At 69.3% G+C, this 15,659-nt stretch carries 10 protein-coding genes; 6 read left to right on the top strand and 4 right to left on the bottom strand.

Annotation, left to right across the window (positions count from 1 at the left end):
• Window positions 1-479: 479 nt before the first annotated feature.
• Window positions 480-1,478: a sigma-70 family RNA polymerase sigma factor gene (locus tag ACIRQH_RS14765; protein WP_358818026.1), complete on the bottom strand. Its 999-nt coding sequence runs from the start codon at window positions 1,476-1,478 to the stop codon at window positions 480-482.
• Between the two features lie 168 nt (window positions 1,479-1,646).
• On the opposite strand from ACIRQH_RS14765, the gene ACIRQH_RS14760 reads away from it, so the two are divergent.
• Window positions 1,647-2,171, top strand: a complete 525-nt coding sequence (locus ACIRQH_RS14760) for a GNAT family N-acetyltransferase (protein WP_388872576.1) — start codon at window positions 1,647-1,649, stop codon at window positions 2,169-2,171.
• A 60-nt stretch (window positions 2,172-2,231) separates the two neighbouring features.
• On the opposite strand, the gene ACIRQH_RS14755 is transcribed toward ACIRQH_RS14760, so the two are convergent.
• Window positions 2,232-3,038, bottom strand: coding sequence for a class III extradiol ring-cleavage dioxygenase (locus ACIRQH_RS14755; RefSeq protein WP_358818024.1), 807 nt, complete (start codon window positions 3,036-3,038; stop codon window positions 2,232-2,234).
• 142 nt (window positions 3,039-3,180) lie between these two features.
• On the opposite strand from ACIRQH_RS14755, the gene ACIRQH_RS14750 reads away from it, so the two are divergent.
• Window positions 3,181-3,690 carry a MarR family transcriptional regulator gene (locus ACIRQH_RS14750; protein WP_355882998.1) on the top strand — a complete coding sequence of 170 codons (510 nt, stop codon included), beginning with the start codon at window positions 3,181-3,183 and terminating at the stop codon, window positions 3,688-3,690.
• Window positions 3,691-3,825: 135 nt separating this feature from the next.
• Here the strand turns inward: ACIRQH_RS14750 and ACIRQH_RS14745 are convergent, their stop codons facing one another.
• Window positions 3,826-5,370: an MFS transporter gene (locus ACIRQH_RS14745; protein ID WP_358818023.1), complete on the bottom strand. Its 1,545-nt coding sequence runs from the start codon at window positions 5,368-5,370 to the stop codon at window positions 3,826-3,828.
• Between the two features lie 268 nt (window positions 5,371-5,638).
• A complete protein-coding gene (locus ACIRQH_RS14740; RefSeq protein WP_358818022.1) occupies window positions 5,639-6,286 on the bottom strand; it encodes a TetR/AcrR family transcriptional regulator in 648 nt (215 codons plus the stop codon).
• A gap of 545 nt (window positions 6,287-6,831) precedes the next feature.
• On the opposite strand from ACIRQH_RS14740, the gene ACIRQH_RS14735 reads away from it, so the two are divergent.
• The 4 genes from ACIRQH_RS14735 (at window position 6,832) to ACIRQH_RS14720 (ending at window position 15,599) form a co-directional block, all read left to right on the top strand.
• Window positions 6,832-8,106, top strand: a complete 1,275-nt coding sequence (locus tag ACIRQH_RS14735; protein ID WP_388872572.1) for a M6 family metalloprotease domain-containing protein — start codon at window positions 6,832-6,834, stop codon at window positions 8,104-8,106.
• A gap of 175 nt (window positions 8,107-8,281) precedes the next feature.
• Window positions 8,282-10,309, top strand: coding sequence for an IclR family transcriptional regulator C-terminal domain-containing protein (locus ACIRQH_RS14730; RefSeq protein ID WP_404226020.1), 2,028 nt, complete (start codon window positions 8,282-8,284; stop codon window positions 10,307-10,309).
• Between the two features lie 215 nt (window positions 10,310-10,524).
• Window positions 10,525-11,304, top strand: coding sequence for a ScbR family autoregulator-binding transcription factor (locus ACIRQH_RS14725; RefSeq protein ID WP_404226018.1), 780 nt, complete (start codon window positions 10,525-10,527; stop codon window positions 11,302-11,304).
• Window positions 11,305-11,837: 533 nt separating this feature from the next.
• Window positions 11,838-15,599, top strand: a complete 3,762-nt coding sequence (locus tag ACIRQH_RS14720) for an AAA family ATPase (protein ID WP_404226016.1) — start codon at window positions 11,838-11,840, stop codon at window positions 15,597-15,599.
• Window positions 15,600-15,659: the final 60 nt, after the last annotated feature.

Below are 15,659 nucleotides of genomic sequence, written 5' to 3'. Positions count from 1 at the left end.
CTGTGGCAGAATCTGCCATCCGGGTCACCCCGGGGTTCAGGTCCGGGGTGGCCCGTCCCCTCGTGCCCGGAACCCACGCGGCACCCCTCGGACCCCGGCTCGAAGCTCTCGCTCGCCGGACCACCGGACGAAGAAGTGGAGCCGGGCCCCGGCGCCAGGGGGGGGAAGGCGCCGGAGCCCGGCTCTGGGAGAGTCCCGGCGCGGGGGGGGTGTGCGTCGGGACTCGGTTCTTGGGGGGCGTCTCACGTCCGCCCGGACGGAGCCCTGAACTCTGGGCCCTGAAGTCTTGTTCCCTGAGCCCAGCAGGTTGAAGCGGTCTTACATGGCCATGTCTGGTCGACTTGTGGCCAACGTGGCACGCGTGCCCCTGCGCGAACCGGGCGAGCGGGGTCTCGTACCCCGTCCGCGAGTGAACCCGTACGGCGCACTCGCGCAGCTCGCCCCGCTCGTCACGGGCACGTCCCGCACCCTCGCACGGGTCACGCCGCCGCGTCGAATCCGGTGTCGCGCGCCAGCTTCTTCAGTTCGAGCAGAGCGTGCTTCTCGATCTGACGGATGCGCTCGCGGGTCAGTCCGTGCTCCTTGCCGACCTCGGTCAGCGTGCGCTCCCGGCCGTCGTCGATGCCGTACCGCATCTTGATGATGGAAGCCGTGCGCTGGTCGAGGCGGCCGATCAGGTCGTCCAGCTCCTCGCTGCGCAGCAGGGTGAGGACCGACTGCTCGGGGGACACGGCCGAGGTGTCCTCCAGGAGGTCGCCGAACTGGGTCTCGCCCTCGTCGTCCACCGGCATGTTCAGCGAGACCGGGTCGCGCGCCCAGTCCAGGACGTCGCCCACGCGCTCCGGCGTCGAGCCGAGCTCGGCGGCGATCTCCGCGTGCTCCGGCTCCCGGCCGTTCTCACGGTTGAACTCGCGCTGCACGCGACGGATCCGGCCCAGCTCCTCGACCAGGTGGACGGGGAGGCGGATCGTGCGCGACTGGTCGGCTATGGAACGGGTGATGGCCTGCCGGATCCACCAGGTGGCGTACGTGGAGAACTTGAAGCCCTTGCGGTAGTCGAACTTCTCGACCGCGCGCACCAGGCCCGCGTTCCCCTCCTGGATCAGGTCGAGCAGGGGGAGGCCGCTGCGCGGATAACGGCGCGCCACGGCCACGACCAGACGGAGGTTCGAACGGATGAACACGTCCTTCGCGCGCTCGCTGTCGGCGACCAGCGCCTCCAGCTCCTCACGCGAGGCGGCCGCCTCGGCCTCCGCCTCGCCGTCGAGGATCTGCTGCGCGAACACACCCGCCTCGATGACCTGGGACAGCTCGACTTCCTTGGCGGCGTCGAGCAGCGGTGTACGCGCGATCTCGTCGAGGTACATGCCGACCAGGTCGCGATCGGCGATCTCGCCGCCAACGGCGCGAACACTGCGTGCCGCGTCGGTGGTCTCGCCGGTGGCGGACTTACGACGGGCGACGGCACGGGTTGCCATGCGTGCTCCCTTGCGATGGTGGGCTTGCGGGTGGTCCTGGACTTCCGTTCACCATTCCGGGTGCCCGGCATCCGAAGGAAACAACGACTGGAATCAGGACAGAATTCCCAAGGCGCCCCTGGATTTTTCTGATCATGCAGTACCCTGTCGCACCACACGGGAGGGCAGATGCCGTCGGAACGTACAGAGGTGCAGGTCAGGGCAGGAGTCGCCGCTGACCTCGCCGCCCTCACCGACCTCTACAACCACTACGTGCGGGAGACGCCCGTCACCTTCGACACGGTCACCTTCACGCCGGAGGAACGCCGGCCGTGGCTGCTCTCCCACCCTGAAGACGGACGGCACCGCCTGATGGTTGCCACGGACACGGACTCACAGGCGATTCTGGGGTACGCCACATCCAGCGCCTTCCGCGTGAAGCCCGCGTACGAGACCTCGGTCGAGGTCACCGCGTACGTCGCGCCGGACGCCGGGGGCCGCGGCGTCGGCACGCTCCTCTACGAGTCCCTGTTCGCGGCGCTCGCGACCGAGGACGTGCACCGGGCCTACGCCGGGATCGTGCCGCCCAACGAAGCGTCCGTGCGGCTGCACGGACGCTTCGGGTTCCACCACGTGGGCACCTATCGCGAGGTCGGCCGCAAGTTCGACCGCTACTGGGACGTCGCCTGGTACGAGAAGGACCTCACCCCGTGACACCGGGCGGGACCGCGGCTCTCCGACTCCGGCCCGGCCCCCCGCGGGCGCTCCCCGCACTCAGCCGAACTGCACCGACCGCTTCGCCATTCCCAGCCAGAACCCGTCGATCACGGACCGCTGCCCGTCCAGTTCGCCGGCCGCGTCCGCCGCGCCCATGGTCACGAAGAGCGGGGCGAAGTGCTCGGTGCGCGGGTGGGCGAGGCGGCCCGCGGGGGACTTGCGCTCGAAGTCGAGCAGCGCGTCCACGTCGCCGGTCTCCAGCGCGCGGTGCCCCCAGTCGTCGAACTCGCTCGACCAGGTGGGCACTCCCCCGCCGGTGTGCCGCAGCGCCGCGAGGTTGTGGGTGAAGAAGCCGGAGCCGACGATCAGCACGCCCTCGTCGCGCAGCGGCGCCAGCTTGCGTCCGATCTCGAAGAGCCGGACCGGGTCGAGCGTCGGCAGGGAGACCTGCAGCACCGGGATGTCGGCCTCGGGGAACATCTCGACCAGCGGGACGTACGCGCCGTGGTCGAGCCCTCGGTCCGGGATGTCCTGCACGGGCGTGCCGGGCGCGCGCAGCAGTTTCCGTACGGACTCGGCGAGCCGCGGGGCGCCGGGGGCCGCGTAGGTCACCTGGTAGTAGTGCTCGGGGAAGCCCCAGAAGTCGTAGACGAGCGGGACCGTCTCGGTCGCCCCGAGGGCGAGCGGGGCCTCCTCCCAGTGGGCGGAGACCATGAGGATCGCCTTGGGGCGGGGCAGGTCCGCGGACCAGGCGGCGAGCTGACCGGGCCAGACCGGGTCGTCGGCGAGCGGCGGGGCGCCGTGGCTCAGATAGAGGGCGGGCATGCGCTCCGGTGCGGGGCGCTCCTCGGTGGCGGCTGACATGGCGGCTCCCTCCAGCGGGTTCACACTCGATCGTACGGCGCGATGCTTGATATTTGAAGCAGTTGCTTAAACTCTCAAGTTCTTGGCCGAGGCTACGCCCGGTTTGTTTAATTTTCAAGAAGGGGCTCGTACAGTGGAGTACATGAACACGGCATCCGCTCCCGCTGAAGAGCCGCGCTGGCTCACCGACGAGGAACAGCGCATCTGGCGCGCGTACATGCACGCCACGACCCTCCTCGAGGACCATCTCGACCGCCAGCTCCAGCGCGACGCGGGCATGCCGCACATCTACTACGGCCTGCTCGTCCAGCTCGCCGAGGCCCCGCGCCGCCGGCTGCGGATGACCGAGCTGGCCATGAACGCGAAGATCACCCGGTCCCGGCTCTCGCACGCGGTCGCCCGGCTGGAGAAGAGCGGCTGGGTGCGGCGCGAGGACTGCCCGTCCGACAAGCGGGGTCAGTTCGCGGTGCTGACCGACGAGGGCTACGAGGTGCTGCGGCGTACCGCGCCGGGCCATGTGTCCGCCGTACGCCAGGCGTTGTTCGACCGGCTCGGCCCCGACCAGCAGAAGGCCTTCGGCGAGGCCATGAGGATCATCGCCGAGGGGCTGCAGCCGAAGGACGCGGGGGCGGACCTGCCCTGGCTGCGCTAGAGCGCCGCTCCGGACGCGGGACTGCCCCGGCTCCCTGTGCTGGGAGCCGGGGCAGTCCCCGGAGTCGTACGGACGAGGCGTCCCCACCCCGCGTCCGTACGCGAAGTCCCGAAGAACCGGAGTGAGTCGGTGCCGTCAGTGGGCGATGACGGGCACCTTCAGCTCGTCCTCCGCGCCCTCGCCGGCGCCGGAGACCATGTTGGCGTCCGGACGGCCGGTGTTGATGAGGGTGAAGGCGATGCCCGCGGCGAGCACGAGGATGCCGACGGCCAGCCAGATCGCGATGCTGTAGCCGTGGACCGCGCCCTGCGCCTGCACCAGCTTCTGCTGCGCGGGGGACGTGGCGCCGGCGATGTGGTCCGTGATGTACGCGGTCGTCGCCGAGGCGGCGAACGTGTTCAGCAGGGCCGTACCGATCGCGCCGCCGACCTGCTGCGAGGTGTTGACCATCGCGGAGGCGACACCGGCGTCACGCGGCTCGATGCCGTACGTGGCCAGGGACATGGCCGGCATGAACGCCGTACCCATGCCGAGGCCGAGGAGCAGCAGACCCGGCAGCACCACGGTGCTGTACGAGGAGCCGATCTCCAGCTGCGTCAGGAGCAGCATGCCGACCGCGGCGACCAGGAAGCCGGGACCCATCAGCAGACGCGGTGCGACCCGGGTCATCAGGCGGGCACCGATCTGCGTGGAGCCCGTGATCATGCCCGCGACCATCGGCAGGAAGGCGAAGCCGGTGGAGATGGGCGAGAAGCCCTTCACGATCTGCAGGTAGTAGGTCAGGAAGAGGAACGTGCCGAACATCGCGATGATCGCGAGGCCGAGGGAGAGGTACACGCCACCGCGGTTGCGCTCGGTGAGGACACGCAGGGGCAGCAGCGGGGCCTTGACCTTGGACTCGGTGTAGACGAACGCGGCCAGCAGCAGGGCGGCGGCCACGAACAGGCCGAGCGTCACGGAGTCGCTCCAGCCGTCGGACTCGGCGCGGGTGAAGCCGTAGACCAGGGAGACCAGTCCGAGGGTGGACAGGACGACGCCGGGGATGTCGAGCGGCGAACGGTTGCGGCCGCCCTTCGGCTCACGGATGACGAAGTACGCGCCCGCGGCGGCGACGATCGCGAAGGGGATGTTGACGAAGAAGGTCCAGCGCCAGTTCATGTACTCGGTGAGGACACCGCCGAGGATGAAGCCGACGGCGCCACCGCCACCCGCGATCGCACCGTAGATGCCGAACGCCTTGGCGCGCTCCTTGGCGTCGGTGAACATCACGGCGAGCAGCGAGAGGGCGGCGGGCGCGAGCAGCGCGCCGAACACACCCTGCAGGGCACGGGCGCCGAACATCATCGCGCCGCTCTGGGAGGCGCCGCCGAGGGCGGAGGCGAGGGCGAAGCCGACGAGGCCGACGACGAAGGCGCGCTTGCGGCCCCAGATGTCGGCGATCCGGCCGCCGAAGAGCAGGAGACCGCCGAAGGCGAGGGCGTAGGCCGTGACGACCCACTGCCGGTTGCCGTCGGTGATGCCGAGGTCCTGCTGGGCGGAGGGCAGCGCGATGTTCACGATCGTCGCGTCGAGCACCACCATCAGCTGGGCGAGCGCGATGAAGACGAGCGCCTTCCAGCGATTGCTGTGCGCGTCGGACTCCTGGTCCGGGATTGCTTTGGTCGTTGCTGTTTCAGACATGGGGATACCCACTCCGGGACTTCGTAGCGAAAAAATCCAGTGAAAAGGGACGGCTCGTCGACGGTGACGGCCGGGTGCGCGGCACGGCTCGTTACGAGTGCCGATGGCCGGATGCCGAACGCCGGACGCACGTCGCGCGTGATGAGGACGCGGCGGGCGCGGGCTTCGCGCGGTCGGTGGTGTGGTCGAGGGCGATCTTCGGGTTCGGGTTCGGGTCACAAGGGCCGAGGGCGGGTACGGTCGCGGGTCGCGCGCCGGGTCCCGGCGGTCAGCAGCCTCGTCGCAGTTCCTCCACGGTCGCGGCCACTCCGGGCAGTTCGGAGCGGGCCGGAGCCCGCATACCGTCCAGGAACAGCTGCAGATGACGGTGCACGAAACGGTCGATGCCCTGGCACGCGGTGCCCGGCAGCGGCCTGGTGAGCTGACTGACGGCGATCATGAGATCGCCCAGCTCGACGTCGGGGCGCAGCTGTCCGGCCTCGCGGGCGCGGGCCATCAGCCGCTCGATCAGTTCGGTGATCCGGTCACGCGCCGCGACCAGGTCGGGGTGGTGCTGGTCGAAGCCCTCGGCGAGCATCGGGCACAGGGCGCCGATCCGCTCGTCGGCGGCGAAGTGCACGAAGCCGCTCAGCGACTCGAAGGCGTCGCCGCCCCGGGCCAGCGCTTCCTCTACCCACTCCGAGGTGCGGTCCATCACCGAGCAGACGACCTCGCGGGCGAGGGCGTCGCGGTCGGGGAAGTTGCGGTACACCGTGGCGTTGCCGACGCCGGCCCGGCGGGCGATCTCGTCGAAGGGCACCTCGGCCCCGAACTCGACGAACATCTCGCGGGCGGCGGCGACGATCCGCTCCCGGTTGCGCAGGGCGTCGGCACGGGGCCTGGCCACTTTGCGCTGCACGGGGGGTGCGGTCTGCACGGTGTACTCCTCGAAGCATCTCGGTGTCGGATCGCGATCCGGGGATTCGGTCCCCGTTTCGCTCGGACGTAGAGCTAAACGGGGAAACGATCCCCGGTTATTTCCCGACGGACGAAGAAGATTGTGTGACCTGGGTCACATTGCCTGACGAGGTCGCGGCAACCCCGGAGCGGGGGGCTCCCCATCCCGCTTCCGGGCCCTTCGAGCCCCGACCGGCGACGCCTCGGGGAGGCCCCGCGGCCGCCCCGGGTCGGGCCGTCGCCGACCCGCCCCCGGCTCGCTCCCGGCCTACTCCCGGCCCGCTCCCGGCCCGCTCCCGGCCCTCGCGGGGATCCGCCGGGGGGGCCGTCGAGGGTCTCCGGGGATCCGCCCTCCATGCCTGCCGGGAAGGCGCCCCATCGGCTCGCTCCACACCCTTTCGAAGCCCGTCCGGGGATGAACCCGATCGGGCCCACCCAGCGCGCGCCCGGCGCGTCGGCCACTCAGGGTGATCGAAAGGGTGCAGTCGGAGACCGGCGGCTGCCGCGGAGCGAAGGGCCCCCTGCATGCAGCCGTCCAGCCGCCGGATACGCCCGCGCCGTCTGGCCGCGCTCGCCACGGTGACCGTCCTGACGCTGGCCGTCAGCACCTCGGCCGGCAGCGGGCACCTGACGGCGGGCTCGGCGACGGCGGGCTCCGTGCCGCTGGCCCGGTCCACGGCACTGGGCCCCTGCACGATCAACGGTCCGGCGGGCATCCAGATGGGCGAAGGCATCCCGACGGCCCCCGGCTACGCCCGCTCCACCGGTACGGTCCGGGCGCTGACGCTGATGGTCGACTTCTCCGACGCGCCCGGCAAGGGCAGCGCGCTCGACCGGTACGGCGAGTTCTTCCCGAAGACGCAGGAATGGTTCCGCACCGGCTCCTACGGCCGCCTCGACTACCGCCCCGACGCCCCCATCCGGCACTGGCTGCGGATGCCCAAGGCGTTCAAGGACTACGGCATAGAGCGCGGCGCGCCCTTCGACCCCGGGTACCGCGAACTGGTCCAGGACATCGTGGCCGCGGCCGACCCCGAGGTCGACTTCCGCTCGTACGACATCCTGAACGTGCTGGTCACACCCAACGCCGGGCCCTCCGCACTGGACACCGTGCTGTCCGTGACGTTCGCCGGCAACACCGAGGCACCGGTCGCGGACGGCGTCCCGGTCTCCAACGCGTCCTTCGTCTACAGCCGCCAGGACGACGGCTCCGGGTCCTACGCCGACACCGGCTACCGCGTCCTGCCGCACGAGAACGGCCACACCTTCGGCCTGCCCGACCTGTACACGCAGGCGGGCGGCGGGGCCGTCGGGCACTGGGACATCATGAGCGAGGACTGGGGGGCCGACAACGACCTCCTGGGCTGGCACAAGTGGAAGCTCGGCTGGCTCGACGACTCCCAGATCCGCTGCGCGGCTGCGCGCGGGACCACCGAGTACACGCTGACCCCACTGGAGCGGCGGGGCGGCGCCAAGCTCGTCGTCGTCCCCCTCGGCCCGAAGAGCGGTTACGTCCTCGAACTGCGCACCCGCGCCGGCAACGACTCCGCCGTCTGCCGCCCCGGCATCCTCATCTACAAGGTCGACACGGACGTGGACACCGGGAACGGGCCGGTCGCGGTGACCGACGCGCACCGCGACAGCGGCGGCTGCACCCGCTCCCCGAACGTGCACGCCGAACTCTCCGACGCGCCCTTCTCCCCCGGCGAGACGTTCAAGGACGCGAAGGCCGGACTCACCGTCCGGGTCGCGGACGTGGACACCGAGGGGAAGTATCAGGTGTACGTGACGCGCCACTGACGTCACCACCGACGGCCGGACGAGCCGCCGTGCGCCCGTCGGGACGGGCGCGAGCGGCCGACCGGCGGCCGGGCCCGGGAGCGGCCGACCTGCCCCGTCGGCCGGGCACGCACTACCGTGGCTCATCTGAGACCCGCCAGACGGTGACTCTTCCGAGAGCCGCAACGGAGAGCCCATGTCATCGAATGCCACGCCGTCCAACACCACGCCGTCGCGAGCGAAGCCGCCCACCGCGGCCCGGCCGGGAACCACGCCGCCGAACGGCTCGGCGGCAGGCGCCGCGGGTGGCCCCGCGGACGCCTCGCCGGACGTCCCGGAGAGCACCCCCGCTCCCGTGATCCCTTCCGCGAGCGGACCCGGCGCACCCCTGGGAGTCCCCGCGAATGTCCCGGCAGGTGTCCCCGGGGAGGCAGGTGTTCCCGCGGGGGCAGGTGTTCCCGCGGAGGCGGTCACGCCGCTGATCAGGGGGATCGCGGTGCTGCGGCGACTGACCGCGGCGGATGGGTCGTCCAGTCTGAGCGGCCTCGAACGCGCCACCGGCCTCGCCCGGTCCACCGTCGACCGGATCACGGCGACCCTCGCGCGCATGGGGTACGTACGCCTCGACGGCCGCGACGCCGTCCTGACCCCCCGGCTGATGGAGCTCGGCAACGCCTACCTCGCAGCCCTGCGGCTCCCCCGCCTGCTCGGGGCGCTCGCCGACGCGCTCGCCGACGAGCTGGACGAGTCGGTGTCCCTCGCCGTCGGGGACCGCGACGGCGTCCGCTTCATCCACCAGGCGACCCGGCGCCGCGCGATGTCCCTCAGCTTCCGCATCGGCGACCGGCTCCCCGCCGAACGCACCGCTCCGGGGCCGCTGTTCGCCTCCGAGTGGAACGAGGAGGAGTGGACGCACTGGCGGCGGCGCCGGGCGGCCGACCCGGAGGACCGCGGCTTCCCCGCCGTACCGGCCCGCAGCAGGCCGTACGCGGAGGAGAGCGATGGGCCGTACGCGGAGGAGGCGGGAAGGTCGTACCCGGCGGACGACGGGGGGCGGCGCGCGGAGGGTGGCGCGTCCGGCACGGTCCCGCCGAGCCAACTCCCCACGGTCGGCGACGACTTCGAGGAGCGGGTGGCCGAGGCGGGCAGGCTGGGCTGGGCGTCGGACGACCAGCTGATCGAGCCGGGACTGGTCGCCATCTCGATGCCGGTGCGCGCCGGGGGCCGGATCGCCTGCGTGGTGAACGTGGTGAGCCACACCAGCCGGCACAGCGCGGCCGACCTGCGCGAGACCCTGCTTCCCCGTCTGCGGACCGCGGTGGCCGCCATGGAAAGGGAGTTGACGGCGGAACGCGCGACCCCGCTCCCGGACCACGCGGGGCGCGCCGCCCCGGGCAGGCCGGCGCCCTCGGGCCTCGCCGACTGGACCAGCGCCTCCAAGCACGAACTGGGGCGGGAGTTCGTCGAGTCGCTGGCCCGCGGCCTGACCGTGATCACCGCGTTCGGCGAGGGCCGCGCCGAACTCACCCTGACCGCGGTGGCCCAGGCGACGGGACTCGCCCGCGCGACCGCCCGCCGCGCCCTGATCACACTGGAACACCTCGGATACGTCACCACCCGCGACCGCGTCTTCCGGCTCACCCCGCGCGTGCTGGGCCTCGGCTACCCGCCGCTCTCCCGGACGACGCTCCCCGAGATCGCGGCGCCCCACCTGACCGAACTCTCCCAACGGCTCCACGACTCGGTGTCCCTGGCGGTGCTGACCGGCGACGAGATCCAGTACACCGGCCGCGTCTCCACCAGCCGCGTCATGAGCGTCAACATCACCGTCGGCACCCGCCTGCCCGCGTACGCCACCGCGCTGGGCCGCGTGATTCTGGCCGATCTTCCGGAGGGACAGGTTCCGCTGTCACCGGAGTTGAATCCCCTGACCCCGCGGACCATCACCGACCCGGAGCACCTGAGGGCGGAACTCGACCGCGTACGGAAGGCCGGATACGCGCTGGTAGAGGGTGAGTTGGAGCAGGGGTTGCGGTCCATCGCCGTTCCGGTGCGGGACCGCGGCGGACGGGTCGTGGCCGCGGTGAACGTCGCCATGCACAGCACGCGCCGCACCGCGGAGTCATGCGTCCGCGATGTCCTGCCCGACCTGCACGCGACGGCGACACGCATCGAGGAGGACCTGCGCATCGCGGGCTGCTTCCGGCAGGTACCGCTGAACTAGCGCGCCCTCGCGACCCGATGGCGTGAAGATGATCGGTGAGGGACGGCCTCGTTGACAGATCCACATGGGGATTCCTAGCGTCGCCCGCGGCAGACGGAAGCCGCTGGAGGACAGGAGCCCGGGTGATCGCGTCGTGGTGAGGCAGGAACCCGGGTGATCGCGTCGTGGTGAGGCAGGAACCCGGGTGATCGCGTCGTGGTGAGGCAGGAACCGTGGTGAGGCAGGAGAGGTCCGAACGAACCCGGCGCAACCTCGTCGGCGCGGCGTCGACGGTGTTCGACCAGTCCGGCTACGAACGCGCCACCCTGTCGGCGATCAGCGAGCGCGCGCGGGTCACCAAGGGCGCCCTGTCCTTCCACTTCGCCGCAAAGGCCGACCTGGCGCGGGCGGTCCAGGCGGACGCCTGCGCGGTGTCGGGGGCGGCGCTCGCGGAGATCGCGCGGCGCGAGACCCCGGCCTTCGAGATCGCCACCGCGATGACCCACACCGTCGTACGGCTCGTGGAGAGCGACGCCCTCGTCCGCGCGGGCGCCCGTCTCACCCAGGAGATCCGCACCCCGGACGACCCGGCGCTCCACGTCCACCTCAACTGGCTCGGCGCGCTGCACGGGGCCCTGCGCCGGGCGAAGGCCGACGGCTCGCTGCTCCGCGAGGTCGACGTCCCGGCGGCGGCGTCACTGCTCCTGTGCCTGATCACGGGCACGACGACACTCCCGCACATCACCGGCCGCGGCCCGAACCCCGCGTACTGGGGCCACCGGCCCTCCCGCGATCCGGGCGGCCGGCAGCACGGGACGGGAGCCCGACCCCGCGAGACGCGAGACCGGCCGCGGGAGACGGAGGCCCGACTCCGCGAGGCGGGAGCCCGGCCGCACGAAACGGGGGCCTCACCCCGCGAGACGCGAGACCGGCCGCGGGAGACGGGAGACCAGTGGCTGACCCGCGCAATGCACCTGATCCGCCCGGCCCTCTCCCACCCCCGAACCGCCCGCTGACCCGAACGCGCACTCCAGCGATCCAGACCTGCACAGGCCAACGCCCACCTGCCCGACCGACGCCGACCTGCGCAAACGAGAACCTTTCCAGCCCCCAGCCCACATCCGCTAGGCTAGCCACCGGATCGCACACGATCCGCACGCCTTCGTGGGACGTGTCGAAAACCCTTGAGGCCCAGGTCAGCGCCTTAGCGCGCAGAGCCACCAAACGGCCCACCCTGGTTTTCAAAACGCGCCGGCTTGTGCGCACCGACCGGCCGACGGACCGCCCGTCGCGAGCGAAAAACTCCAGGACTCCCCAACCAGATCACCCTCTTGTTCCGAGGCCTGCCCTCGCCCCAAGTAGCTTCAGCTTCCCCCTCAGAGTCGCCAGAGCGCCGACCATCTCGGCCGAGCTAAGGGGTTGCGCTACTCGCCGTGACCGCGCCGAGGATTGCCCCACGGACGGCTCTCTCAGTTGGCGCCCACAGCCTGCCAGCTGATGTCTAGGCTTGGCGGACATGGTCAACACGTGATCCGCGGAGGGACAAGCGATGGCCTACGTGCAGCATCTGTCTGTACGCGTTCCATGGCACGACACGGGCTGGGAGGGCACGATCTGCGCCGACCCAGTTGCCAACCACTCGTGCCTCGCGCTGGGCAACATCGCCAAAGACCGTGATGACCAACACGAGGCGACCCACAAGGGACAGGCGTGGAGCACGCTGGGAGAAAAATTGCCTCCCTGCGCCCTGGAACGTGGCAGCTTCATGAGCGACCGCTCCCACACCGTGCGGCGCACCCACCCCTACGCCTGGTTCCTAAAGGAGCTGCGGCCAGCCAGCCTCCCGGTTCCGGCCCACTCCGTTCACGGCATCCCCTACTTCTGGCTCAACCGCAGCAACATCGAGGAAAGAGTGCTCGCGGAGCAACCCGTCCCCGGGTACCGCTCCGATGCAGAAGATGAAATCGCTCGGAATTTTGACAAAGAAGCGCTGCCATGGGTGATGCATGGCGATAATCAGCAGGCCATTATCAAGACATTCTTCCGATACGTCACACCCCACGATTCGCTGATTTTCTTCTACCTCAAGCACTCCCCCTTCGAAAACCAGCCCCGGCGCATGCTGGTCGGGGCTGCCACGATAACCAGCACAACCGGGCCTGAGCCGTGGCCTGGAGCGCAATCCAGTAAGTTTCCTAGCCACATGTGGGAGACCACGCTGAGACACAGCCTGCGCCCCGACGGCACCGGCGGCATCCTCTTACCCGTCCAGGCATTGGCCAACCTGGCAGCCCGCGGCATGGACGTAGCCTCGACCTTAGCCGTGGCTCCTGAGACCGGCCGGAACTTCTCCTATACCACCGAGCACATTTCACCGGACTGCGCTGTGGCGTCGTTAATGGAGCTCTACCGCGCCACACAGGCCACCATCTCGTTGGGAGAGCCCACCATCGGCGTCCCTGAGGCGTCGCTTCAATGGCTGGATGAGCAATTGGCCCGGGCGTGGGAACGCCGCGGCCCCGCCCCTGGCCTTCCGGCCGTCCTGCAGTACCTCGGCTTTCGCCACTCCACCTTCGCTGCTCACCGACTACTGTCCGCGGTTGACGACGGCGGAGACCCTTGGCCACTGCTGGAGAACCTCCTGGAGGGGCTTGCCGTCCCACCCGACCTCACGGAGCTGGCAACCCAAACGCGTAGTGCCATCTGGAAAGGCACGAGCAAACTCGACCGCCGCGCCCTGAGGACACTCTCCCGCTTCGATCTGACGCCGGAAACAGTTGCACGCGTCATGGGCGGCCAGACCGGCGTACCAATCACGCCCGAGGACTTGCTGGACAACCCTTACGACCTTGTGACCTGCACCGTCGATGATGGCGAGCCGATCGCCTTCGAGACAGTGGACCGTGGCTTGTTTCCCGACCTCCAGCTCGCCGAGCACCACCCATTGCCACTCACTCACCCCTTCGACGACCCAAACGATCAACGCCGCCTCGACGCCGCGATCACAACTGTGGTGGCCCGCGCTCAAGCGGAGGGACACACTCTCCTACCGTTCCAACAGGCAGCCGAGCGCCTCGCGCTTCTCACAGTCACTGCTCCGCTGGCCATTGAGTATTCGATCCTGAGGCCCCTGGGGCTGGTTCCAAGCAACTTGTTGCCTTCGGATAGCGAGGATCTCCCAGAACCTTGGAGCCAATTGCGCCGGGCTGACATCAACGGCGGCGAGCCTGCCTACAAGTTGGCTTCAGCCGCAGCGCGCCGCGACTTCATCCGTGAGCGCCTGAACCAGGTCATCAAAGCCCCTCTCCACAAAGTCCCCTCTAATCTTCCTTCAGCCCTCGATGAGATCCTCGGGGGCCTGGCCGCAGACGCAGATGCGAACACCGAGCAGCGAGCTCAATTCGAGAAGACCGCCGCGTTCGAGGAGATGTATAAGCGGCGCGTGACAATCTTGAACGGTCCAGCCGGCACCGGTAAGACCACATTGATTCAAGCGCTGGCCAAGCGGACGGAAGTGCTGGAGCGAGGCCTCCTACTACTGGCTCCGACCGGCAAGGCGCGCGTTCAGTTGGAGCAGAAGGTAGGCCGACAGGCCTTCACACTCGCCCAGTTTCTGCGCATCCGAAAGCGCTACGACGATCAGTACGCCCGCTACCTCACCGATCCGGACGGGGACCGTATGCGGGTGGGAACGGTGGTAGTCGACGAGGCGTCCATGCTCACCGAGGACATGCTCGCCGCCCTGCTGGACGCTGTAGAGGTCACCGATCGTCTGGTCCTGGTCGGCGACCCGCGCCAACTACCACCCATCGGTGCTGGGCGACCATTCGTCGACCTTGAACGCCAACGCAGGCCCACCACCATGCCATGGCCACGCATTGCCCCAGGGTGGGCAGAGTTGACCGTTCTTCGCCGTCAACAGGGTCGAGATCGGGCGGATCTCGCACTCGCCCATTGGTACAGCGGAGACGGACACCCGGACGACGCGGAGGATGTGTGGCGAAAGCTCCTGGCCGGACACGACATGCAGACCTTGCGGGCCGTTGCATGGAACGGCCGTAGTCCCTCCCGCGTCCTTGAGGACGTGCTGCGAGAGGAGTTCGGGGTCCGCGACGAGCTGACCTTCACCCATTCCTACGGCGCCACTACCTGGACGGACGTGCACGGCAATCAATACCCCAACTACTCCACTGCCTCAGCTTCGTGTGATCAGTGGCAGGCGCTGTCGCCAACTCGCGGCCGGGCGCATGGGACCACCGACCTCAATCGCCACCTCAAGCAGACTTTCCGTCAACGAGCGCTGGCACAGGCACACACTCGTCCCTTTGAACGGCGAGTTCCCGAACCGCTCGGTCCAGAGCAGATCGTCGTCGGCGACAAGGTCGTCAACACCCGTAACCAGTTGCTTCCTACATACAAGCCGCAGAGTCGAACTACGGAGAAGACGTACGTAGCCAACGGCGAGCTTGGGGTGGTCACCGGGCAGCTGCGATCCAAAGGATCGCGCACTCCGCCTTGGCAGACACAGGTCGAATTCTCCTCACAGCCTGGCCTGAGGATTACCGCTGCGCGGGTCGGCTCAGACGACGAACCATCCATGGAGCTGGCCTGGGCACTGACCGTTCACAAGAGCCAAGGAAGTGAATTCGGCACGGTCATTCTTATGCTGCCCGCGAATCTGCAAGGAGTCTCAAGGGAGCTGCTCTACACAGCATTGACCCGCCAGACCGAGAGGGTGATCATCTGCCACGAAGGATCCCTGAACGAGTTGCGAGAAGTGGGTCGCCCTACAGCATCCGACACCGCACGCAGGCTGACCGACCTCACCAGGGCACCAAAGCCAGTCCCGGTGCTTGACGCTGGAGGACAGCGGATCGGCCTCTTCGATGCGAACCTCATCCACATCACCCACTTTGGCCTGCCGGTGCGTAGCAAAAACGAAGTGATCATCGCCGACCTCCTCCAGCGTCACGCACAGGGGCGCTTTTCGTACGAGCAGCCGCTGATTGGACATGACGGCAAGAGGAGGTTCCCCGACTTCACCATCACCACCGACGACCCCGACAGACCCATCTATTGGGAGCACTTGGGCATGCTCGACAACCCGGAGTACGCCCGGAAGTGGGAACAGAAGAAGGCCTGGTACGCAGAACACGGCATTCTCCCGGGTGGCGGGCCGCAAGGAGTGTTGCTGGTCACTGACGACCTGCACGGGGTAAAGGAGGACGAGTGGGAGGCCGAGCTCAAGAAGCTCCTTGGGACCGCAATTAGCATCAAACCGCGGCAAATCACCCGGAGGTCGCGGACGTAATAGCGCGTCCACAGGACGTCGGAAACCGCCCGGCGGACTCTGCAGCCGGTGCGGTGACAC

The sequence above is a fragment of the Streptomyces sp. NPDC102279 genome, from assembly GCF_044766365.1.
GTDB lineage: Bacteria > Actinomycetota > Actinomycetes > Streptomycetales > Streptomycetaceae > Streptomyces.
Note: the sequence above shows the minus strand (reverse complement) of the source record. Positions and strands in the feature narration are given on the sequence as shown.

Bases quoted from the DNA above. Each gene is read 5' to 3' on its own strand.
- ACIRQH_RS14765 (WP_358818026.1), bottom strand. From the start codon at position 1,478: ATGGCAACCCGTGCCGTCGCCCGTCGTAAGTCCGCCACCGGCGAGACC.
- ACIRQH_RS14760 (WP_388872576.1), top strand. From the start codon at position 1,647: ATGCCGTCGGAACGTACAGAGGTGCAGGTCAGGGCAGGAGTCGCCGCT.
- ACIRQH_RS14755 (WP_358818024.1), bottom strand. From the start codon at position 3,038: ATGTCAGCCGCCACCGAGGAGCGCCCCGCACCGGAGCGCATGCCCGCC.
- ACIRQH_RS14750 (WP_355882998.1), top strand. From the start codon at position 3,181: ATGAACACGGCATCCGCTCCCGCTGAAGAGCCGCGCTGGCTCACCGAC.
- ACIRQH_RS14745 (WP_358818023.1), bottom strand. From the start codon at position 5,370: ATGTCTGAAACAGCAACGACCAAAGCAATCCCGGACCAGGAGTCCGAC.
- ACIRQH_RS14735 (WP_388872572.1), top strand. From the start codon at position 6,832: ATGCAGCCGTCCAGCCGCCGGATACGCCCGCGCCGTCTGGCCGCGCTC.
- ACIRQH_RS14730 (WP_404226020.1), top strand. From the start codon at position 8,282: ATGTCATCGAATGCCACGCCGTCCAACACCACGCCGTCGCGAGCGAAG.
- ACIRQH_RS14720 (WP_404226016.1), top strand. From the start codon at position 11,838: ATGGCCTACGTGCAGCATCTGTCTGTACGCGTTCCATGGCACGACACG.